Genomic DNA, 20,967 nt, shown 5'->3' with positions numbered 1-20,967 from the left:
CGCCTGGTCGGCGACTGCCCGTGCCGCCACCGCAGGCCCTGGCCTTCACCGGTAACCGCCGTCACAATCATGCGCGTTGATGGAAAAATAGGTACTGGGGCGCGGGCGCAGGTCGGTGCAGGAAGGCGCGGTCGTGGCTGGCCAGGACAGTGACGCCGGGCAGGTCGCGCACCTGTTGTTCGACGACGGCGGAGGCCGTGTCGTCGAGGTGGTTGGTGGGCTCGTCCAGGAGGAGGGCGGTAGGCCGCCGGATCAGCAGGGTGGCCAGTGCGAGGCGGCCGCGCTGCCCTCCGGAGAGCGAGGAAAGGCAGCGGTTGGGGCCGAAGCCGCCGAGGCCCAAGCCGTCCAGGACGAGGGCGGCACGGCGGTCGGCGTCCCTTGCCTCGCGGTCCTGGGCCTGCTGGAGGCGGGTGCCGTAGGCGTCGAGCAGGGCGGGATGGCCTGGGTCGTCCTCGGCCGTGCGGCCCAGCAGGACGGTGAGGCGTTCAAGGTCGGCGAGGATGTCGCGGGTTTCGCGCAGGGCGTCGTCGAGGACATCGGCGACGGTCGCCTCAGCGGCGAAGGGCATCTCCTGCTGGAGAAAGCCCACGTCGGGCGGGCGGTTGACGGTGCCGGAGTCGGGGTCGTCCGCGCCGGCCAGCAGGCGCAGCAGGGTTGTCTTGCCGGTGCCGTTCTCCCCGATCAAGCCGATACGGCGGCCGGGGGATGCGGTCAGGGAGACGCCGTCGACGTTGGGCGGGTCGGCGGCGGCGCGGGTGGGCGTCGGTTCGGCCGGCGAGTTCGTAGAGGTACTTCTGCTGGTCGTCGTCGAGGCGCAGGGCGCGGGCCAGGGTGGTCAGCACGGGTACGGACGCCCGGACGCGGCCCTGTTCCAGTCGCGTGTAGTAGTCCACGCTGATGGCGGCGAGCTGGGCGACCTCCTCGCGGCGCAGTCCGGCGACTTTGCGGGCGGAGTCCGTCTCGGGAAGGCCGCACTCCCGCGCAGCTGGGCCCGGCGGGCCCTGAGGAAGGCGCCCAGCGTCCGGGAGTCGGAGTCTGAAGTCATGCTCTCCAGTGTCATTGCGCCGCGACGACCATGGCACATGTTTGAGGGGGCAAGTTCTTTCCCAGGCAGAAACCTGGCTCTCCCGCTCGTGCGGAGACTGACAGAACGTGGATGTGTGCCCGGCAGGGTGCGCACCCCGAGTCCGCCGCGCCGGTGCGTTACAACACGTCATCACCGTCTCACGGAGAGTCCCTCATGGCTCAGACCACCGTCAGCTTCGACAGCGCCGGCATCCCGCTCGCCGGCCACCTCTACACCCCCGACACGCCGGCGTCGGGTCCGCGGCCGGCACTCGTGGTCGGTCACCCCGGCACCAGCGTGAAGGAACAGACCTCCGGCACGTACGCGCAGCTGATGGCCGAGCGCGGGTTCGTCACCCTCGCCTTCGACGCCGCCTACCAGGGCGAGTCCGGCGGCCTGCCCCGTGGCCTGGAAGACCCCGCCCAGCGGGTGGAGGACTTCAAGGCCGCCGTCTCCTACCTCACCACCCTCGACGAGGTCGACGCCGACCGGATCGGCCTTCTGGGCATCTGCGCCTCCGGCAGCTACTCGCTAGCCGCCACCGGCGGCGACCACCGCGTCAAGGCCGTAGCCACCGTGTCCACCGCCGAGCCCGCCCGCCAGTTCCGTCTCGGCGCCGACGGCACCCAGGACCCGGCCGTCTTCCAGGCCCTGCTGGACGCCGCCGCAGCGGCCCGCAGCGCCGCCGCACGCGGCGAGGACCCCGGCACGATGACCATGTTCCCGGAGACCGCCGAGCAGGCTCGCGCGCTCGGCGGCCAGCACGGCGTCGAAGGCTTCGAGTACTACTGCACCCAGCGCGGCCAGCACGAGCGCTCCGCGAAGACCCTCGCCTGGGAGAGCATCGACAGGATGGCCTTCCACGATGCCTTCTTCGCCGTCCCGTTGATCGGCCCCCGCCCCATCCTCCAGATCATCGGCGAACGCGCCGTCACCGCCTGGATGGCCGTCGAGGCCCACCAGCGCGCCACCGGCCCCAAGGAGATCCACTGGATCAAGGGCGCCAGCCACGTCGACCTCTACGACAAGAAGGAGTACATCGACCCCGCCATCGACAAGCTCACCAACTTCTACGCCACCCACCTCACCACCGACTGACGAGCACTCCGCGACGGGTAAGGACCTTGAGGACGTACGATCTGCGCGCCCTGTGCACGAGCGTCCCGATTACGCGAGGTCGCCAGTTTCACCGGGTTCCTCCGAGGATGCCCCGGCCTGCAACGTGGCGGGGCGCGCACTCACGCGCCACGAGTGGGATCAGTACGTGCCCCCCGGGCCCGAGTTCCGGAACGTAGGCCCCTGAACTCTGGGAGCCATTGGCTGAGAGCAATTGTCATTCCTGAAGGGGCGGAGAACGTCAAGTCCCGTGTTTTTGCGGGTTGTCGACGGTTGTGGGCAGCGTCGGGCAGCTCGCCGTCGGCGAGCCGGGTGACGGCGCGCTTGCGAGACCGCCCGATGGGATGCGGTTGTGGGTGTCGTCGTTCTCCAGCCCTTGATGGGGTGACGGCAGGGCCGTGCTCGGCTGCCGGTCATTCCTTCGCGGCGCGGGCCGCATGGAGCAGTGCGACGGTCCACGCTGCGCGGGCCGGTGTGGGCGGTAGCCTCTCCGCGCGTTCGATCCCTGCCGGGCTCCTCTCACAAGTCGCCCGGGCGCGGGCACGCTCGATCTGGCTGGGCGAGGCATCGACCGCATCCACCACCGCCCCGTGACGGCGGGCGAGATGAGCCGCATGGCGGCCCGCACCACAGGCGGGCCGTATGAGTGCAGCCCCCTCCACTCAACAGTGCTGAACAGCAAAACCGCCCGTGCAGAAGCTCACGGGCGGAACGACGTGGGGTTCCGTTTGCCACAACGCACTGAGATCTCCAGCGAACCGGGGCCGGTTCAAACCCAGTTGCGTCGAGCTGCCGCGACACCAGCGCCGAACCGGTTGGTGGTCCCCAGCTCTGTGTAAAGGTCCTGGATCCGCCGCCGCAGCGTTCGTGTCGAAACCCCGAACTGGCGGGCAATGGCGTCGTCCTTGACCCCCGCAGCAAAGAGCGCAAGCAGGTTCCGTTCTTCGTTGGTGGGCTTCCGCGTCTGGTCGCCTTGGGTGGACGGCCCTGGTGACGGCAACGACTCGGAGCCGGGGCCACCACTCAGTGAGGGCGCAGTGGCCCAGTAATGCTCGAAGAGCTCGGTCAATGCCTGCAGCAAGGGGGGCGCTTCGGTATAGAGACACTCGTTGCTGTCGGCTGACAGGCTCAGCGACACCATCGCAGCCGATCGGTCCGCCATCGCCAACTTGATGGGCAGCGTCGGCGCGACCCTGGCTTCCTCCCCACGCGACACGAGACTGCCCAGCGCCTGCCAGCCGCTTTCAGCATCGAAACTGGCAGCCGCGTAGACGACGCGCACCCGCACCCCGCGCCGGACCGCCGCCTCGTCGAGTGGTCCATTCGGAGCCAGCAGGAACGGAGGGCGGTCCATGGCGCAGATCTCGGATCGGGCAGCCTGCTTCAAGCGGTAGTAGCAGTCACCGACTTCCTCCGGCCTGCTGATCGTCCTGGTGGCGGAATCGGCCGTACTCGACCGCCTGGCGTCGTCGAAGATCTCACCCAGCCGCCCTGCCGTGTCCCGCACGGCAGCCAGCTGACGCTCACGTGACTCCACCAGTGTCCGCAGCGCGTGACGGGGATCCACCGTGAGGAACTCCCCTGAGGATCTACGGCTGACCAACCCGGAGTGGTGCAGACCTTCGAGCAACGCCAACGCGTGCTCGAAACTCACTCCGAATGCCGCCACTATGTTGTCGACAGTCCCGCCACCGCGCACCAGCAGATGGCGATAGACGGCCTCCGCCTGTGCATCGAGTCCAACCAACCCCAAGGGCGTATCTTCCATCATGCCCCCCACCTCTGGGTCTTTGCCCGCCTGATATCGAGCGGGAAGCCGTGGTGGCGGCCAGAGGAACAAGCCCCGGTCGTCGGTTGCCTCCCGTTGGGGTCCCTCGATCTGCTGCCGTCGCGCCGTGCAAAGGACGACATCGTCGATCGATTCGACGCACCACTTCGGCCATCGGGACGAGAAACCCAGGGCCAGGACGCCGAACCGCGGGCATGCGGGCTGGACATCCGGAGCGTCGTGCCTGCTCGCAGCAACCCCGGGCTGTCGACGAAGGTAAGAAGGCCGGTATGACGATTCGCCAAAGGGTCACGTGAGCTGCAGGTTAGGGCCGATGCGGATTTCGGCTCGGGCGTTGCGTATGAATGAGGCCCAACTGGCCGTACTGCGCAAGACAGCGGCGGTCGGCTCGCATGGTTGGGCTTCCGCAAGAAGCCGATAATTCCTCGCACTTTGCACCATGTCCTGTTCAGTGATCATTGCGCCGACTTCTTCATGTCCACTTGGTGACGTGGCACAGAAGTGCCAAAGCGCTGACTTTACACTGATCCGAACGGGTGGCTGACTGCCAAGGACTTCTGCACATCTACTTCGTGAGGTTCCTTTGCATATGCCTCCCTCCCGCAGAGGCGGGCTGACAGCAGCCGTCACCGCCCTGGTGGTGCTGACGGCCACCGGTCCTGCCACATCGGCCGAAGCCCCCTTGACGTCCCCATCCCCTACCGCAACCTCCGCCGCCGGTTCGGCGATGGTGCGCACCGTCACGCTGATCACCGGTGACAAGGTCACCGTGGCCGCGAACGGCGGCAGGCACTCGGTCACGTCGGTGACTGATCCGCAGGGCAGGACCGGTGGCGCTCACGTCATGTCGGTCGGTGACGACATCTACGTGTATCCCGCCGAGGCGTTGCCGTTCGTCGCGTCCGGGGCGCTGGACGAGCACCTGTTCAACGTGACCGAGCTGCTTGCGGACGGCTATGACGACGCGCGCAGTGACCACTTGCCGCTGATCGTCACATACACCGACGCGGCGGCGCGCTCGCGCAGCCTCAAAACCCCGGAGGGCGCCAGCAGGACCCTGGCCTTGAGCAGCATCCAGGGCGCGGCGATATCCGCGAAGCACACGCGGGCGGCGGACTTCTGGCTTTCCCTCACCGGTGCCGGGGCTGCGTCCGCGGGGGCACGCTCGGCCGGGTCGGCGCCGGCGGCACTGGCGGGCGGCATCGCGAAGGTGTGGCTGGACGGAAAGGTCAAGTCCACGCTGTCCGACACCACCGCGCAGATCGGCGCGCCCGAGGTCTGGGCGGGTGGGAACACGGGGCAGGGCGTGGACGTCGCGGTGCTGGACACCGGGATCGACGCCGCTCACCCCGACTTCGCCGGCCGCATCGCGGCCAGCGAGAGCTTCGTACCGGAGCAGGACGTCACCGACCGGCACGGCCACGGCACCCACGTCGCGTCCACCGTCGCCGGCACCGGCGCGGCCTCCGGCGGCACCGAGAAGGGTGTCGCGCCCGGCGCTTCGCTGCACATCGGCAAGGTCCTGGACAACAACGGCAGCGGCCAGGACTCCTGGATCCTGGCCGGCATGGAGTGGGCCGCCCGCGACCAGCACGCCAAGGTCGTCAGCATGAGCCTTGGCGGCCAATCCACCAACGGCACCGACCCTCTCAGCCAGGCCGTCAACCACCTCAGCGAGGAGACCGGCGCCCTCTTCGTCATCGCCGCCGGCAACTCCGGCCCGGCGCCGTACAGTGTGAGCGCGCCCGGCGCGGCGGACGCCGCGCTGACGGTCGGCGCCGTGAACGGCCCGGGCAAGGGCGTGGACCAGCTGGCGGGCTTCTCGAGCCGCGGCCCCCGCGTGGGCGACAACGCCATCAAGCCCGATCTCACCGCCCCGGGTGTGGACGTGCTGGCGGCGCGTTCGCAGTACGCGCCGGAGGGCGAAGGCGCCTACCAGACGATGAGCGGCACCTCCATGGCGACGCCCCACGTCGCGGGCGCCGCGGCCCTGCTGGCCGCAAAGCACCCGGACTGGACGGGTCAGCAGCTCAAGGACGCCCTGGTCAGCACCACCGCGAGCACCCAGCGGTACAGCCCCTTCCAGGCCGGCAGCGGCCGGCTGGACGTCGCCGCCGCCGTGAAGGCCACGCTGGTCGCCACCGGGTCCGCGTTCGCCCAGGCCCACTACCCATACACGCCCGGCCAGACCGTCCGCAAGGACGTCACCTACACCAACACCGGTGCCGAGCCGGTCACCGTGGACCTGTCCCTTGGCCAGGACCAGCTGCCCGAGGGCCTGTTCACCCTCACCGACTCGCGGCTGACCGTGCCCGCGCACGGCACCGCCGCCGTCGGCGTGATCACCCACCTCGACGCGGCGCAGGACAATGCCGCCTACTCCAGCCGGCTCACCGCGACCGGCGCCGACGGCGCGGTCCTCACCCGCACGTCGGTCGGCCTGAACAAGGAGGGCCGGCGGGTCACGCTGTCGGTCACGGCGAAGGACCGGCGCGGTGCGGCCCTGCCCGGCACCCTGATCCTGAAGGACGTAGAGCGCAACACCGCGCCCAAGGCGTACGCCATCGACGCCTCGGGCCGAATGGACCTGCGCTTGTCCCCGGGCACCTACTCGGCGTGGATGAACGCCGACGTGCCCGGCATCGACGGCACGCACACGCTGGGCTTCGCCATGTTCTCCGCGCCGCAGATCGACCTCGACGCCGACCGCACCGTCCGCTTCGACGCCGCGAACCTGCGCAAGGCGGCCGCCTTCACCCCGCAGCCGACCGCCAACCAGTTCATGCGGGTGGACCAGTACCGCACCAACCGCGACCTGTTCCCGTTCATGGACAGCTACATGCCCGAGTACTGGCGGTACGACAGCCTGTGGGTGACCCCGACGCCGAAGGTGACGAAGGGCACGTACATCTTCGCCACCCGCTGGCGGCAGATCCAGCCGCCGCTGACGTTCTCCGCCGGCCCGCAGACCTACGACGACGTCGTCGTCCAGAGCCTGTCCCCCGCGCTGCCGGAGGGCACGGGCACCTACCGGGCGGTCTGGGCCGGCGACGGCTCGGCCGCGGACTTCGGCAAGCTGAAGGTGCGCGGCCAGGTGGCGGTCGTCCGCCGCAGCGACACGGTCTCCGCCCCCGACCAGGCGGCGGCCGCCGCGAAGGCCGGTGCCCGGCAGCTGCTGATCCTCAATGACGGCTACGGGAAGTTCGACCCCTGGGCGGACCTGCCCGAGGGCGCCCCCCTGCCGGTGGCCTCGCTGGGCGCCGACGACGCGGCGCGGCTGCTGAGCCGGATCCGCAAGCCTGGCACGGCGACGCTGAAGGTGGTCTCGCACCCGCAGCCGCACTACCTGTACGACCTGGTCCGCCACTACGACGGGGCGATCCCCCAGGATCCGTCCTACCGGCCCCGCCCCGGCGACCTGGCCCGGATCGACGAGGAATTCCGCAACACCAAGCAGGACAAGGCCCTCCAGTGGCGCGAGGACCTGTCCCTCATCTTCGAAAGGCCGACGCTCGGCCAGTCGACCCCGGTACCGGCTCAGGGCACGCTGACGTCGTGGGTCTCGGCCGGCGCCGACGCCCGCTGGATCTCCTCCGCCGCCATGCGCGACCTCTACCAAAGAGGCGTGACGCGCTCGTACACGCCGCGCAGCACCACCCGCGAATACTGGTTCTCGCCCATCCAGCACCCGCGGCTGCTGAACGACGGCATCAGCTGGCAGGCTCCCTACCGGGTCGGTGACATCATCAGCACGTCGGTGCTCCCGGCCTGGGGGGACTCCGGCGGTCACGCGGGCGGCGTCTGGGTCGCCGGCGACACGACGAAGATCTCGCTCTACCAGGGCGACCAACTGCTCGGCGAGGACTACAACGAGCGAATCGTCTCCGCCGAGGGCTTGTCACCGGACCCGCAGCCCTACCGGATCGTGATCGAGGGCAAGCGGAACCTGGCGGACCGGCCGTACTCGACCCGCACGCGCACCGAGTGGGGGTTCACCTCCGGCACGACGGACTACACGGTCCTCACGCCTCTGCCGCTGGTGCAGCTCGACTACGCGGTGGACACCGACCTGTCCGGCAAGGCGCACCGGCGGACCGGGCTTACGGTCACCCCCTCGCACCTGAAGGGCGCGGCGGGCGCGGGGGCGATCCGCGCGGTGACGCTGGAAGTCTCGTACGACGACGGCGTCACGTGGCACGAGGCGACGCTGCAGCAGTCGGGCAGCGACTGGACGGCGCAGCTCGACGCGCCGTCCCGGGCCCGCTTCGCGAGCCTGCGCACCACCGCGCGGGACACGGAGGGGAACAGTGTGAGTCAGACCGTGATCCGCGCCTTCGGGCTGAAGTAGCGGCGTCGGCGGACAGCTGACCAACCGGCTCCTGTCCGCGGCGGACACCGCGGACAGGAGCCGCAGGAGGGCATCTGGGTTGCCCGTCACGAGACGATCTTGGATGACCTCGTTCTCAGTGCGTTGTGGCAAACGGAACTCTTGCTCGATGAGCAGGGGTTCCTTCCTGTCCGGGGCGTGATCGTGAAGGGGTGGGGGCAGGCAGCGGACGGTTGTTGTCGACCCTGAGGGTGCGATGCCGTCAGTGATCGGTCTGCTCGAACAGCGTGAGGCGCGAGCGCGGGAGGAGCCCGGATCCTGGCTGCGAACTTCAACGAGGCCATGCACACCCGCGACATCGCACAGCACCTCGGGCTCTCCACCGCGGGGCGCCCCTCAGCAGCCGTACCGCGCAACTCTGCTGAGGGGCTTGCAACGGCCGGCTCATCCGCACGGCACCGAACACTACGAGGTCACCCTCCCGATGCCTTACACCGCCGCTGAGCTCTTGACTTTGTGGCATTGGAGCTAGCCGAGCAACTGGCTCTGCAGGACGACGGTCTGCCGGAAGGGAACGGCCTTGGCGGCGCCCTTCCGAGACTGGATGATCACGGCCAAGACGTCACCGGCGGCCAGGTACGCCTGACGGACCTGCTCCGCGCCGTACGGCTCGGACTCGACGTAGGCGGACCGCTGGATGTCCTCGAGCCGGGTCACCTCGGCGAAGTCATCGTCGAAGACGGACTTGCCGTCGCCGCGCACCTTGTAGCCAGGGCCGCCGTACGGGGCAAGACCGTCGGAGAACAGCTTGTCCACGACGGCCGCCGTGCCGAAGCGCAGCAGATAGATCCGGGTGTGTGTGCCGTCCTGGGTGGTCCAGCCGCGGGCCGCGATGTGCCGCAGGCCGTAGTCGACGAGCTTCTGCCCGAAGTCGTCGCGATCCTGCTTCTCCGCGTACTCCGCCAGGAAGTCCCTCGTCGCCAGCCAGCCGTCCTCGCCGCGCAGCGCGTCCTCGTTCTTCGCCCCCTTGGGCGCGGACAGGACGAGGGCACGCAGGTCGGCGTGGTGGGCGCCGGCCGTGTTCACCGCGTCGAAGGGCCCCGGGCTCCCGGACGGCAGCGGCGGCTTGGTGAGCGTCGGGTACGCCCACCGGCCGTCCGACTCCGTCGCCAGCCCCGGTACGTCCCCCCGCTTCATCCCCGTGATCCCGTACGCCGTCGCCGCCCCGACCGCCGCGAAAACGACGACGGCGACGGTCCACGGCAGCACGGCGCGCAGGACGCGGCGGTCCTTCTTGACCGGGGGGACCGGGGGTTGCCCGTGAGGTGGTACGGGTGGTGGTGCTTCGGGCAGGGGAGGCACCACGTTGTGCTGCTGCTCGCTCATACCGCCTCCCCCGGCTCGGCGATGCGGTCGAGCTGCGTGCGGAGCAGCATCGCGACCCCCTTGGTGTCGAGTGGCTTCACGCCGTCCGCCGTGGCGGTGACGAGGACATCACCCACGTACGCGGAGCAGTACATGCTGTCGAGGTCCGCATCGGCGTCCTTGGGCGGCAGGAAGCACTTGGCGTTCTTGTGGCCCGTGATCGTGGGGCCGTCGCGAAGGATGTCCAGGGCGTCGAGGAACTTGCTCTCGAACCTCCAGATGTCCCGTACGGCCGCCCGGCTCTCCATCCGGGACAGCACGATGCTCACGGTGAAGATTCCTTCGTTCCCGCTGAGGTTGCTTCCGTCCGCGTTGTAGTAGCTGCGCATCGCCATGCCCGTGATGTGCTGTCTGTCGATCTGCTTCTCCAGCTGCCGGCGCTGGGAGCGGGGCAGATCACGCAGAGACTCCTTACTCAGGGCCGTGGCCTGGGCGCCGCTGAGCTGCGTGTCCGAGCCGAACTCGCCGAGGTCCGGTCCCCTGACCCAGCCGTCGGTGTCGTACGGCACGAGCATCCCGGCGAGCCCGGACGCGGTCGCCGTCCTTTTCTTCTTCTTCTCCTTGTCATCCGGGAGCTTCCAGACGGGCGCACCCGGATCATGGTCAGCGTTCCGTACCGTCACGACGGTGAAGCCGGCGCCGGCGACGACGGCCCCCGCGAGCAGCACGGACCCGGCCATGACGGCGACACGGCCACGGCGGACGGCCTTCTTGGCAGGCGAAGGCGCGACGAACTCGACGCTCGCGACAAACTCGGCTGGCGAAGCCGCAACGGGCTCGGCGTTCACGACGGACGGCACGGCCTCGACGGGCCCGACCCCTGCCGCCTGGCCGACCGGCTCCGCACCGTCCTGGTTCTCGCTCACAGCCGCTCCATCTGCTGCTCGGCCAGACTCATGATCGTCTTCTTGGAGATCGGCTTGCTGCTGTAGACCGTGATCTCCATGGCGATGTCACCGCGCCAGGCGTATGCCTCCGCGTTGTACAGCGGCAGGTAGCCGGTCTCCCTCTCGGGCACGGTGTGGACGTACGCCATGCCGTCCCCGGTGCCGGGGATGTTCCAGCTTTGGGTGCCGTCCTGGGACCTCCCCCAGTACTGGCCGTCGGCCGCGCTGTCGGCGGCCGCGACCCCCTCCTCCTGCCGGAACTGGATCAGCAGGATCTCCACCGTGTCCGAGTCGCCGACCTCCCAGCCGGTGATGGCGGCGCGGCGGAACTCGTCCCCGACGAGGTCGCCGAAGGCCTTGTCCGGTTGCTCGTAGTAGTCGGCGTAGCCGGCCAGGTCCAGCCAGCCGTCCGAGCCCTCAAGCCACTCGGCGTCCTTCGCCCCCGCCGGCTTCTTCAGCAACAACCGGCGCAGATCGCCGTCGGTCTTTACCCGGCGGTCCCGTTCGGCCGACAGCGGCTCCGGCGCCTGGCCCTTGGCCTGCCTCAGGGCCGGCTGCGAGAGCGACGGCAGCTTGGTGGGCTCGCGGCCCGCCTGGACGACATAGCCGGTGCAGGTGCCGGCGACGATGCCGAGCACGGCGGCGACGGCGATCAGCAGTGCCGTACGACCCATGCGCCGTTCGACGGGCGCGCCGGGCTCATGAGCTGATGCGGTTGCATGCGGGTCAGGGCCCGGTCCGGGCGCATCCGCGACTTCAGAGACTTCCATGACACCCCCCATGGAACGCCAAGCGCGGAATCCCAGTCCGCACGCACAGGAGACTCACGGACAACGCACAAGGTTGCACGGGAGGTTGATTACGATTCGGACGGCCATTCGGCCATGGCGAAAAAGCTCGTGCCCAAGGTGACGGTCCTGTGCGTGCTGCGCAAGTGGATGACGCAAGGAGCCTCTGCTCTGCCACCGCTCGGCAGCGTCCAGCGTTACTGGCAAAGGACCGTCCGCTCGGACTGGCTGCACGCCCCGGGTATCTGCCCCGACCTCCGTGACGTCCTGATACTCCAACGGTTCCGTGATCCAGGACTGGAGGGCGGCACAGGTCGTCACGGCGGCGTTTCCCTGGACGGCGGTTGCTTGGTGAAAGCCGCTCGAATCCGCGGTTTCGCCGGCTCCCGTCCTCTGCGCGTCCAGGGTGTCAGAGAACTCCCTGCGTGACCGCAGGGAGTGAGGGATCGCGACTCCTCCCCCTCGTGAGCGAGGCGGAGGAGTCACTGCAGTCCTCAGATCGACAAGATGCGGCTACGCATCGATCCCCTGGCGGCCGGCACCGCCGCCGGAAGGGGCAACACCGCGATCCGGTCCCTTCCTCTGCTTTTTGGAGAGCCGGTCAATGTCGTGCGTGGTGACGATCCCGCCAAGCCGGCCGCCGTCCATGACCAGGATGGGCAGTCCACCCCCGGAGCCGAGGCGCTCCAGGACGGCGGTCAAGAGCTCGTCCGGTGCGGCGAGCGTGCACTGCGACAGCGGGGTGGCCACCTCCCGTACCCGCAGCACCTCCCGACGCCCGGACGGCACGGCAGCCAGTCGGCGCAGCCGCACGACACCGCTGGGGCGGCCCTCGAAGTCAAGCAGTGGCAGCACCGCATGCCCCGCCTGAGCGGCCGCCTCGGACAGGAAGCGATCCACGGTCAGCCAGTCGGGACCGGTGACCACCGGACGGGTCATCGCCTCGGCCACCCGTACCCCGCGCAGGGCCGTGACCAGCTGGGCCCACCGTCGTTCGGCCGCGGCAGCGCCCGCCACGAACAGGCCGATGACCGTCAACCACAATCCGCCCGACGCCCCCTTCACGAACGCCCACCATCCCACCGCGGCCAGCACCATGCCGACGACTTGTCCACTGCGTCCGGCCGCCCGCGTGGCACGATCCTGGTCCCCCGTACGCCACCACAGCGCGGCCTGGAGCACGCGGCCCCCGTCCAGTGGCGCGCCGGGCAGCAGGTTGAAGACGCCCAGCAGCAGGTTCGTGCCGCCCAGCCAGCCCAGCAGGGCGACCGGTATCCGCCAGGCGAGTACCGCGTCCAGCCCGACCGCGCCTCCTATGGCGGCCCCGCCGAGCAGCAGGCTGGCGAGCGGCCCGCTGACGGCGACCGCGAACGCCGCCCGTGCCGTCGCCGGCCGGTCCATCCGGGTCATTCCACCCAGCGCCCACAGCGTCATGTCTCGTACAGGTATCCCAGCTCGGCGGGCCGTCAGCGCATGCGCCGCCTCATGCACCACCAGACTCACGAGCAACAGCAGAGCACCGACAACCCCGGCGACCACGTACACCACCGGCGCCAGGCCCGGCGCGTAGGCGGGCAGTGTCCGGTTGGCCAGACCGTACGCGAAGAACAGCATGATCAGCGGCACACTCCAGTGCGCCCGCAGTTCCAGCCCCCGCACACTCCCGATCCGGATCGAACCCTTCATCGCCATCACCGCCGACAGGAAACACAGGGCGTGGGCCCGAACCCGGTTCGGGCCCCCTTTCCATGGTCCGTCCGGCGCCCCACGACCGGAACCCGTCCAGCGACACCAGGCCAACGCGGTCCTGAACCGTGCCAGGGATCTTCGGCAGCGCCGCGATCGCCGCACAGGCAGAAGAGCTGCTGTCGACCTACGGTGGTGGGGTTGGCACCGAACCGGCAATGCGGAGGAGGCTGCGATGGAAGAGCACTTTGTCTGGGTGACGACGCGCCGGATTCAGCCGGGCACCTTGGAGGAGTTCGAGAGGGCCTGGCGTCCTGCCCCATACCCGCAGGGTCTGCGCCGCGCCTTCGCGTACTGGTCCGAGGACGGACAGGAGATCACCGGGATGTCGTTCTGGGACTCCAAGGAGGCATGCGACTCCTGGCGGGCCTCCGAGCCGGAGGCGCAGCGGCGTGCGGCCATGGCCCCCTATGTCGTCCAGGAGCGGGAAGGCTTCTACCACGGCCGTGAACTCGCCGTCTCCCGGCGGTAGCCGTGGGCGAGCGGGTGCCGCTCTGACGTACTCCCCGCCCTACTGCGGCCACCGTCTCGTCGTTGGTCCACACAACTCGCGATGATCAACGGTGGCCGCACCGTGCCTGCACCTGCCCCCATGTGACCGAGCGCGGCACAGTCACCGACACGGGCGGGTGACCTGGGTCCGCTCTCAGGCCGAGCGCGGCAACTGTCACCGTCTGGGCACTGAAGTCGTCACCTGCCGCGGGTTTGCGTCCTGTCCGTCACAAGCGACGACGCGGACAAGATGGGGCAGGCCAGTCCCGCGGCTCACTTCGGAAGCGTGGAGGCCTCGCCGACGGCGGCGAGCAGTTCGAAGGGGAGCTCTCGATCGACTTGGCCGATGGTGAGCCCGAGCCGGCGACGGTAGACGGCACCTGCCACATCTGCATGCTCACAGCAAGCATGCAAAGGGAGCCCAGGGCCTCGGGCGGCGTCTCGATCTCCGGGTGGTCCGGGTTGTCGAGCCCGACAGAGCGGCGGCGGTCCGGTCAGCCACGATGGCCCCGCGGGCACAGGTCTGCTCAACGATCACAGAGCGTCACAACTCCGTGATCACCAAGACCTGTGTCGATCGCCACGCCGAACGGGCCGACAGCCACGAAAGGGGCAGCGACCGTGCGCAGCGACTCATCACGCATCGATGTACTCCCTCCCCGCCATATGACGTGTGCGTGCTGCAACACCACGAACCGGTACATGCTCGTGCACCCTCACACACGCCTCTGCACATCTGAAAACGAACAGCTCCCATCCCCCGGTCGTCCGCGTCGTCTGCTGCCCCACGGACACCCGTGCTGCCGGCGGGCGTGGTCGGTGCGGCGGCCTGTTCCAGCGGCCACGTGGTGGCAGAGAGCGACGAAGGAGGGCCCTACTGGCGGTGGACCTGCTCCGCCTGTGGTCCCTTGGGCCCCTGGGTGACCTGGTATTCGACCTTGTCACCCTCCTGCAGTTCCTTGAAACCGCCGGCCTGGATGGCGGAGTAGTGAACGAACACGTCCGGGCCGTCGTCGTCCGGTTGGATGAAGCCGAAGCCCTTGTCGGCGTTGAACCACTTGACCGTGCCAGTTGCCATCAGTGCGATCCTTTGTCCCAGGCCGCGACTTTGCGCGCTCCGCAGCCCGTCGCGGCTACGGTGTCTGACCCTGCCATTGTGACTCGCCTTTCGTGGGTGGACGCGCCGCCCAAGTCGCCCAGACAGCCTGTCCACTTGCAGCTCCTCGGGCCGAGGCCGCGAGACCGGCGTGGGCGGCAAAATGACGCGCCACCCGCACATCGGCGACTGCGGCGCTTGTCATGGGCGAGGCTGACACGACGGGACTGGACACGATGCGCCGCCACCAGGCATCCGGCCTGCACCATTGCCGACCTGCTGCTGCCCAGGGTGGAGCCGGTCGTGGCCATGCCCGCGGGATCCGTTCGCTATCGCCGGGCGGGAGTCGACGCTGTCGCTTCCGGTGTGGCCCTCCTGTCGTGCGCGCCGCACGGCGTATACGCAGCGCTGGACGGCACCAGGACCGCCTACGCCCACGTATCCGGTCGCGCCGCCCCCGGCTCGCCCAGCACGTGGAGTTCTACAGTCAATTGCCGCCCCGCGACCCGAGCCGGGTACGGCGCCTGTTCGAGACACCGCCGTCAGCTGCCGCCAGCTGGGTGAGGGGCCTGTCGGTGATGCTCTGCCGCCCATCCGTCGAAGAGGCCTTCACGTTGCCGCCGTACCTCCATTGGAGCACGCGGCGCACAGACACCGCCCGGCTGCACCGCTGGGAGAACGGGGCAGCGAGGCGGGCGGTCCCCCAGGCGCCGTGCGTCGCCGGTCTCCAAGACATCCGCGAGCACTCGGGGCGCGCCGGTCCTCACGATGGCGTGCCTCCTTGATCGCCCGCCGTGACGCGCCGTTCACCCAACTGCAGGAGCTGTGGTTGCCCGCGCACGGGATCGCGGTCGCAGCACGTCGGCGGTGGTTTCCGCGCTTGCTGGAGCAAGCGGCTCGACAGGCGATCTTCGGCAACCTTCCACAGGATGGGTTCCGGTTGCCCGGCCAAGGCAGGGGACGGCGGGCGGCCCTTGTTCGTGCCGGGCGGCGACGCCGCACTCGACCCCCTCCCCCAGGAGCAGTTCATGGCAGCGATGACGGATGTGCTGATACCGACGCTGGAGGACGCCCGTGAGGCGCACGCCGCGGTCGTCGACCGGTTCCGGTCGGATGTGGCCTTCACACCGCCAGGCGTGCACCGGCAGACACTCGAACGTCAGGTCGCCGAGGCCCAAGACCACCTCGCGCGTATCGAGGACCGCGTGCGCGAGGTGCGCCCGCCCCGCGGACCGCTGTCCGCGGCTGCGCAGTTGATGCAGTTCGTGACCCGTGGCGCCGTACGAGTGACGATGCTGCCTTTGGAAACAGGAATGTCGGCTCTGGCGGAGATCGTCCGCGGTCAGAAGCCGGCCAATGAGCGCCGCCTGCTGAAGAACACCGAAGACGAGTACGCGGCTGCGGCCCGGGCTATGGCAACCTGCCAGGCAGCGAAAGACATCGCCGAGCAACTCGACGACCAGGAGACCGCCGACCTGCTCGCCGCGGTGCGCCGCCAGGACGAGCAGCTGCTGGCGATGCTCGAGGAGAATCTCGCCCAGCGGGCCAGGGCCGTGGCAACAGCCGCCAACGGCCACCGACCGCCATCGGCCCCGGCCGCTGAACGGGGTGGGCTGCTGAAGAGGATCATGCGCACGGTGCGCGCGGCCTTGGCACGGCTGTGGGCAGCCTTCCGCAAGGGCACCAGGCGTGCACGGCGCACGGTTGAGGGCGCCCTGCGGGAGGCGCCTGACACTTCCCGTATGGCCGAAGAGGTGCACGGCGCGATCACACGCGAGCAGGATCTGCCCATCCCCGGCTTCAGCCAACTCGGCGTCACGGACATCCACCAGCGCCTGCGCGCCTTGTCCCAGACGGAACTGACGGTGATCGAGGGCTACGAACGCACACACGCGGGCCGACCTGGGGTACTGAACGCCATCGAGCACCTACGCGAAGCCGAGCCCTGGGCCGACTACGACGCCATGGACCCGGACGAGATCGTCGACCGGCTGGATCATGTCCCCTCCAGCGAGGCCCGGCAGGTGCTCGAGTACGAACGGCGCCACCAGCAGCGCCGCCGGATCATCTCCGCAGCCCAGACGCGCATCCCCATGTAGGAGCGTGTTCCTGCCCAGCCCGAGGGGCCGACAGGACCCGCTGGAAGGCGGGACGTCGATCGTCGACGACTTCGGGAGTCACAGTTCCCGTCTCCGTTTCCGGCCCGAGCACCCTTGCGGACAGAAACTGACCTGAAGGCTCCCTACGGTCATGCCATGACACAGACGCAGAGGATTCTTGTCACCGGCGCCACCGGAACCATCGGCCGCCAGGTCGTTGCCGAACTGCTCGCCCGTGGCCATGCGGTCCGCGCCCTCACCCGGGATGCGGCAAGGGCCGACCTCCCGGCCGGCGTCGAGGTCGTCCAGGGTGATCTGACCGAACCCGACAGCCTGATTCCGGCCTTGGAGGGCGTCACCGGCCTCCACCTGATCACTTTCGGCGGGGCCGACTTCGCCCCGCTGGAGACCGGCCCGCGGATCCTGGAGCTGGCCCGCGCGGCCGGCGTACGCCGGGTCACCGTGCTGCATGGCGGCGGGCCGTCCCCGCTGGAGGACGCCGTGCGTGCCGATGACGATGTGAACTGGACCGTACTCATGCCGGTCGAGTTCATGGCCAACTGCCTGAAGTGGGCGGACGGGATCGTGGCCTCGGGCGAAGTACGCGAGCCGTTTGTCTCCCGGCTGAGTGCCATGGTTCACGAGGGCGACATCGGCGCCGTCGCCGCAGTCGCCCTCACCGAGGAGGGCCACGGGGGCCAGGAGTACGTGATCACCGGCCCCGAACTGCTGACCGTCGGCGACAAGGTGGCGACGATCGCTGCCGCCCGCGACCGGGAGATCACCCTGGTCGAGCTCAGCGAGGAACAGGCCGTTGCGCAATGGCGAGCTGCGGGCCACCCGGAGGACGTCATCGGTTTCCTGCTCGAGGTGTTCGGCAACACCCCGGAGGTGGGCCGTACGGTCGTCGACACCGTCGAGAAGGTCACCGGCCACCCTGCCCGCGCATTCGCCCAGTGGGCCGCGGAACACGCGGACGCCTTCACGGCAACAGCCCGTTGGTGAGGGCTTCAGCGGCTCTCAGCGCTCCGGGCATTTCGGCCTGGAAGGTCCGTCACAACCAAAGCCTGAGGGCTTCGGCTGGAGTACGGTCTCCCGCTTCCGTCCGCCGCTGATGCGGCAGGGTTGCGCCACCTGCCCGCCCCGTCCCTACCTGGGGGCTGGGGCGGGTGGTGCGGGTCTTCCGGTCGGCTCCACGAGGCTTCGAGACCTTGACGGTGTCCTGGTCTCCGGCCACTCCGGTACCAGGTGCTGCTGCCGCAAGGGCGGCTAGGTTGCGGGCCGCGTTGTCGTCCCGGTCGAGGGCCTCTCGTCACGATCCTCAACCTACCGGGCAGGTATGACAGTTGAGCGTGCACGACCGTGGCGGCCCACACACGCCATGGGATGGAAACCTGCTCCCAGAGGGGGCAAATGTGGAGGTCCGGCCGCTGGTGGACGGCAAGGACATCCTGGCTGACGTATTCACAGAAGGGCCGGGCGAAGATCCCCAATACCTCTTGCTGCCGAACGGCCCTCTCACGGCCGCTACCGAGCCGCACGAGGCAGGGCCGGCCGAGGGAGCGTGCACCGAAGGGTCTGCGGCGCCCTTTACGTGACCATTCGGAGCGATGGCAACCATGTGATCTGGAGCGAGTGGGGCAATCCCGATAAAACGAGATCGACCTACCTGAGTTCCGGTTCGACGCCCTGGAGTACCGGGCAGAGGTCGAGCGGGCCGTCGCGGACCACAGCTGGAAACGGCCGACGCACACCGTTGCCCGACTGCCGGAGCTGGACCTCAGAGAGCGCACCGACTGGCTACTGAACTTGAATTCGTGATGTCGCTCTGACCGCGTGGGTGTGGTTGCCGGCGTCCGGCTGGAAGGGGTCGACCAACGGGCGTCTGGTCACCAGACTGGGCGGGTGACGACTCGACCGGCTTCTCCCACAACTCTCCGTGCTGTTCTCTTCGACTCAGGCGGTGTCCTGATGCAGCCGATCGGCGGTCGCTGGAACCCGCGAGCCGACTTCGAGGAGACTGTCCTCGCCCATGCCCCGTCCATCACACCGCAGCAGTTCGCCGCGGCCATCGCTGCGGGGGACCGCTTCTTTGCCACCTTGTCATCGACACCCGACTATGACGACTACCACCGGGTGATGCTCCGCCACCTCGGCGTAGACCCGACCGCGCAACTCCTCGCCGACCTCCGCCGCGACGTTCCAGCTCCAGTGTTCTTGGAGACGTACCCGGGCGTCGAGGAGACCCTCGCCGAGCTGAGCCGGCGCGGGGTGCGGATGGCCGTGGTGTCGGATGCCTGGCCCGACCTGCCCGACCTCCATGACGGACTCGGGATCGGCCGGTTCTTCGAGGCATACGCCATCTCCGCCGTCCTGGGCTGCAACAAGCCGGACCCGCGCATGTACCACCATGCCAGCACCGCGCTGGGGCTCCCTCCCGGGCAGTGTCTGTTCGTTGACGACGACCCGGAATTGGTCGCCGAGGCGATCCGACTCGGCTATGCGGGACGCGCGCTGTGCCGGGACTCGGCCGTCTCGGCCGTGCCCTCCGTCACCTCCCTGACGCAACTGCTGGATCTCTTCTGACGCCCAGCACAGTCAGCCGCCGATGGGCAGTCCCGTGCCGGCGAGGCAACTGTCGACCAAGTCGGGGCGGTACTGGATCTGTTTGAGTCTGCACTTGACGGCCCTGGCGATCTGGCCCAGGTCGGCCGCGGGAAGGTTGCCGATGTCGCGCTTGACCAGCGACCAGATGCCCTCCTGCGGGTTCAGGTCCGTCGCGTAGGCAGGCAGTTGGACGACGGTGAGCCAGTGCGCGTTCGCGACGATGAACCCCCGGATCCTGGCGGTCAGGTGCAGACGCACGGTGTCCCGGACCAGCACGATCGGCCCGCCTCGGTGTCACCCCCCTGCACCAGCAGCCTGCGCCCAGGCCAGGCCGGCACCCGCAGGTCCTCCGCCCGACCGGGGCCGAGCGGTGTGGCGACGGCGGCCAAGAGACGGGCGGCGACAGACACGGGACGGGTCCCCAGAGGATGGTGCGGATGAGGCGTATGGGATCGTTCTACAGTTCTCGACAAGGTGCTCACTGAGCGGAGTTCACGACATGGCGGAGCAGAACGGCTCGGGCGGGTACACCCCTCACTGGCTGCGCCCCGGCCAGTGGGGCGAAGAGGGCGTACGCAACCTGCCCACCCTTGACGCCCTCGGGGTGGAAGCCTGGCCCGCCCCGGTACGGGAGGCCCTCGGGGTGGCCCGAACCCACGGGCTGCCGGTCGACGAGTCGATGTGCTGGCCGGGGACCGCCGAGCAGCCCTTCTCACGGCTGGGGGACCGCTTCTGGAGGCTCGCGGTGGATGTGGACTCACACTCCCCCGAATTCGTCCTCGACGAGCACGGGCGCGTGTGGGCGCTCGCGGAGGGTGTCGACCCTGCCGAGCGCTTCGTCAACTCCTCCCTGATCGCCTTCCTCGACGCCCTCGCCGCCTGGGAGTACCGCTGCAAGCACGTAGACGACTTCGACGACCTGGAGCCGGACGACCCCGACTCGGACGACGATCCCGCCGAAAAGGCCCGGGTCGCCTTCGGCCTGGAGATCCGGGACCGCCTGCGCGAGCTCGACCCCCACGCCTTCGAGATGGACACCTGGTGGGATCGGGTCTACGAAGAGGTGGAGTACGACGCGATCTGACAGGCAGTTCTCTTGAGCGAGGTCGAGCCTCGGGTACGCCAAACGCGCCGGGTGTTCACACACCCACTCAGCGCTTGTTGTGATAGCTGTCCCCCATGGTGGGCGTCATGTTGTGCTGGGCTACCGCGCTAAAGGACCTCCGATCGCTGGCGGCCATCTGGCGATGCACCTCTTCGATCAGCAGCCCGTCTGCATTCTCCGTCGGCCCGTTGCCGCGCCGCAGTAGGACCCGGACGAGCGTGACCACCGCGCCCACAAGCAGCCCGAAAAACACTGCGACCGTCACCATCGCAAGCCCCCGCTGAAAGTCTGACCCTGGTCGTTCCGCTCGCTTCTCACTGTATCCGCTGATGTTCGCCGAAAAACGTCCTGGAAGTACGTCAGTTGGGCGCCACACCTAGACATGGAAGGCGTCGGCGGAGGACCGAGGAGCTCAAACAGGTAC

Annotated in this window: 16 protein-coding genes and 3 pseudogenes; 8 read left to right on the top strand and 11 right to left on the bottom strand. The window is 69.1% G+C overall.

From position 1 onward, the window contains the following. Nucleotides 1-118: 118 nt before the first annotated feature. Together VXC91_RS24705 and VXC91_RS24700 are read right to left on the bottom strand one after the other, a co-directional pair. Nucleotides 119-730: pseudogene (locus VXC91_RS24705) on the bottom strand (ATP-binding cassette domain-containing protein); the annotation flags it as partial. Then, nucleotides 693-1,045, bottom strand: a pseudogene (locus VXC91_RS24700) (helix-turn-helix domain-containing protein); the annotation flags it as partial. The pseudogenes VXC91_RS24700 and VXC91_RS24705, both read right to left, overlap by 38 nt. 195 nt (nucleotides 1,046-1,240) lie before the next feature. Between VXC91_RS24700 and VXC91_RS24695 the strand changes: the two are divergent. Next, entirely contained in the window at nucleotides 1,241-2,164 is a 924-nt protein-coding gene (locus tag VXC91_RS24695) for an alpha/beta hydrolase (protein WP_329509524.1), read from the top strand. A gap of 431 nt (nucleotides 2,165-2,595) precedes the next feature. On the opposite strand, the gene VXC91_RS24690 is transcribed toward VXC91_RS24695, so the two are convergent. After that, entirely contained in the window at nucleotides 2,596-2,844 is a 249-nt protein-coding gene (locus VXC91_RS24690; RefSeq protein WP_329509523.1) for a class I SAM-dependent methyltransferase, read from the bottom strand. A 107-nt stretch (nucleotides 2,845-2,951) separates the two neighbouring features. Further along, on the bottom strand, nucleotides 2,952-3,953 hold the full coding sequence (locus VXC91_RS24685; RefSeq protein ID WP_329509522.1) for a LuxR family transcriptional regulator: 1,002 nt from the start codon (nucleotides 3,951-3,953) through the stop codon (nucleotides 2,952-2,954). A gap of 745 nt (nucleotides 3,954-4,698) precedes the next feature. On the opposite strand from VXC91_RS24685, the gene VXC91_RS24680 reads away from it, so the two are divergent. Beyond that, nucleotides 4,699-8,319 carry a S8 family serine peptidase gene (locus VXC91_RS24680; protein ID WP_329509521.1) on the top strand — a complete coding sequence of 1,207 codons (3,621 nt, stop codon included), beginning with the start codon at nucleotides 4,699-4,701 and terminating at the stop codon, nucleotides 8,317-8,319. 507 nt (nucleotides 8,320-8,826) lie between these two features. On the opposite strand, the gene VXC91_RS24675 is transcribed toward VXC91_RS24680, so the two are convergent. The 3 genes from VXC91_RS24675 to VXC91_RS24665 are packed head-to-tail and all read right to left on the bottom strand — an operon-like array spanning nucleotide 8,827 to nucleotide 11,284. Then, complete coding sequence (locus VXC91_RS24675; protein WP_329509520.1) at nucleotides 8,827-9,684, bottom strand: hypothetical protein; 858 nt, start codon at nucleotides 9,682-9,684, stop codon at nucleotides 8,827-8,829. Continuing rightward, nucleotides 9,681-10,589, bottom strand: coding sequence for a hypothetical protein (locus VXC91_RS24670; protein ID WP_329509519.1), 909 nt, complete (start codon nucleotides 10,587-10,589; stop codon nucleotides 9,681-9,683). Before VXC91_RS24670 ends, VXC91_RS24675 begins: the two co-directional genes overlap by 4 nt. After that, nucleotides 10,586-11,284, bottom strand: a complete 699-nt coding sequence (locus VXC91_RS24665) for a hypothetical protein (protein WP_329509518.1) — start codon at nucleotides 11,282-11,284, stop codon at nucleotides 10,586-10,588. Before VXC91_RS24665 ends, VXC91_RS24670 begins: the two co-directional genes overlap by 4 nt. Before the next feature lie 210 nt (nucleotides 11,285-11,494). On the opposite strand from VXC91_RS24665, the gene VXC91_RS24660 reads away from it, so the two are divergent. Continuing rightward, on the top strand, nucleotides 11,495-11,827 hold the full coding sequence (locus VXC91_RS24660) for a hypothetical protein (protein WP_329509517.1): 333 nt from the start codon (nucleotides 11,495-11,497) through the stop codon (nucleotides 11,825-11,827). Between the two features lie 84 nt (nucleotides 11,828-11,911). Here the strand turns inward: VXC91_RS24660 and VXC91_RS24655 are convergent, their stop codons facing one another. Further along, nucleotides 11,912-13,084, bottom strand: a complete 1,173-nt coding sequence (locus tag VXC91_RS24655; protein ID WP_329509516.1) for a site-2 protease family protein — start codon at nucleotides 13,082-13,084, stop codon at nucleotides 11,912-11,914. 235 nt (nucleotides 13,085-13,319) lie between these two features. Between VXC91_RS24655 and VXC91_RS24650 the strand changes: the two genes are divergently transcribed. Next, complete coding sequence (locus tag VXC91_RS24650; RefSeq protein WP_329509515.1) at nucleotides 13,320-13,616, top strand: hypothetical protein; 297 nt, start codon at nucleotides 13,320-13,322, stop codon at nucleotides 13,614-13,616. Between the two features lie 894 nt (nucleotides 13,617-14,510). On the opposite strand, the gene VXC91_RS24645 is transcribed toward VXC91_RS24650, so the two are convergent. Then, nucleotides 14,511-14,714 (bottom strand): cold-shock protein, encoded by a 204-nt coding sequence (locus VXC91_RS24645; protein ID WP_329509514.1) that lies wholly within the window; start codon nucleotides 14,712-14,714, stop codon nucleotides 14,511-14,513. 1,046 nt (nucleotides 14,715-15,760) lie between these two features. Here VXC91_RS24645 and VXC91_RS24640 point away from each other — a divergent pair. The 3 genes from VXC91_RS24640 to VXC91_RS24630 all read left to right on the top strand — a co-directional run bounded on the left by VXC91_RS24640 (nucleotide 15,761) and on the right by VXC91_RS24630 (nucleotide 19,417). Then, entirely contained in the window at nucleotides 15,761-16,831 is a 1,071-nt protein-coding gene (locus tag VXC91_RS24640) for a hypothetical protein (protein ID WP_329509513.1), read from the top strand. 156 nt (nucleotides 16,832-16,987) lie between these two features. Then, on the top strand, nucleotides 16,988-17,836 hold the full coding sequence (locus VXC91_RS24635) for an SDR family oxidoreductase (RefSeq protein ID WP_329509512.1): 849 nt from the start codon (nucleotides 16,988-16,990) through the stop codon (nucleotides 17,834-17,836). Between the two features lie 900 nt (nucleotides 17,837-18,736). After that, entirely contained in the window at nucleotides 18,737-19,417 is a 681-nt protein-coding gene (locus tag VXC91_RS24630; protein WP_329509511.1) for an HAD family hydrolase, read from the top strand. Nucleotides 19,418-19,429: 12 nt separating this feature from the next. Here VXC91_RS24630 and VXC91_RS24625 read toward each other — a convergent pair. Next, nucleotides 19,430-19,726: pseudogene (locus tag VXC91_RS24625) on the bottom strand (transposase); the annotation flags it as partial. Nucleotides 19,727-19,937: 211 nt separating this feature from the next. On the opposite strand from VXC91_RS24625, the gene VXC91_RS24620 reads away from it, so the two are divergent. Next, entirely contained in the window at nucleotides 19,938-20,522 is a 585-nt protein-coding gene (locus VXC91_RS24620) for an SUKH-4 family immunity protein (protein ID WP_329509509.1), read from the top strand. A gap of 67 nt (nucleotides 20,523-20,589) precedes the next feature. Here the strand turns inward: VXC91_RS24620 and VXC91_RS24615 are convergent, their stop codons facing one another. Then, a complete protein-coding gene (locus VXC91_RS24615) occupies nucleotides 20,590-20,811 on the bottom strand; it encodes a hypothetical protein (RefSeq protein WP_329509508.1) in 222 nt (73 codons plus the stop codon). Between the last annotated feature and the right edge of the window lie 156 nt (nucleotides 20,812-20,967).

Source organism: Streptomyces chiangmaiensis (genome assembly GCF_036281785.1).
Classification (GTDB): domain Bacteria; phylum Actinomycetota; class Actinomycetes; order Streptomycetales; family Streptomycetaceae; genus Streptomyces; species Streptomyces chiangmaiensis.
Note: the sequence above shows the minus strand (reverse complement) of the source record. Positions and strands in the feature narration are given on the sequence as shown.

Excerpts from the sequence above, each read along its gene's own strand:
- VXC91_RS24675 (WP_329509520.1), bottom strand. The coding sequence starts at position 9,684 with ATGAGCGAGCAGCAGCACAACGTGGTGCCTCCCCTGCCCGAAGCACCA.
- VXC91_RS24635 (WP_329509512.1), top strand. The coding sequence starts at position 16,988 with ATGACACAGACGCAGAGGATTCTTGTCACCGGCGCCACCGGAACCATC.
- VXC91_RS24640 (WP_329509513.1), top strand. The coding sequence starts at position 15,761 with ATGGCAGCGATGACGGATGTGCTGATACCGACGCTGGAGGACGCCCGT.
- VXC91_RS24665 (WP_329509518.1), bottom strand. The coding sequence starts at position 11,284 with ATGGGTCGTACGGCACTGCTGATCGCCGTCGCCGCCGTGCTCGGCATC.
- VXC91_RS24680 (WP_329509521.1), top strand. The coding sequence starts at position 4,699 with ATGGTGCGCACCGTCACGCTGATCACCGGTGACAAGGTCACCGTGGCC.
- VXC91_RS24650 (WP_329509515.1), top strand. The coding sequence starts at position 13,320 with ATGGAAGAGCACTTTGTCTGGGTGACGACGCGCCGGATTCAGCCGGGC.
- VXC91_RS24655 (WP_329509516.1), bottom strand. The coding sequence starts at position 13,084 with ATGAAGGGTTCGATCCGGATCGGGAGTGTGCGGGGGCTGGAACTGCGG.
- VXC91_RS24660 (WP_329509517.1), top strand. The coding sequence starts at position 11,495 with ATGGCGAAAAAGCTCGTGCCCAAGGTGACGGTCCTGTGCGTGCTGCGC.
- VXC91_RS24615 (WP_329509508.1), bottom strand. The coding sequence starts at position 20,811 with ATGGTGACGGTCGCAGTGTTTTTCGGGCTGCTTGTGGGCGCGGTGGTC.
- VXC91_RS24645 (WP_329509514.1), bottom strand. The coding sequence starts at position 14,714 with ATGGCAACTGGCACGGTCAAGTGGTTCAACGCCGACAAGGGCTTCGGC.
- VXC91_RS24695 (WP_329509524.1), top strand. The coding sequence starts at position 1,241 with ATGGCTCAGACCACCGTCAGCTTCGACAGCGCCGGCATCCCGCTCGCC.
- VXC91_RS24685 (WP_329509522.1), bottom strand. The coding sequence starts at position 3,953 with ATGATGGAAGATACGCCCTTGGGGTTGGTTGGACTCGATGCACAGGCG.
- VXC91_RS24620 (WP_329509509.1), top strand. The coding sequence starts at position 19,938 with ATGGCGGAGCAGAACGGCTCGGGCGGGTACACCCCTCACTGGCTGCGC.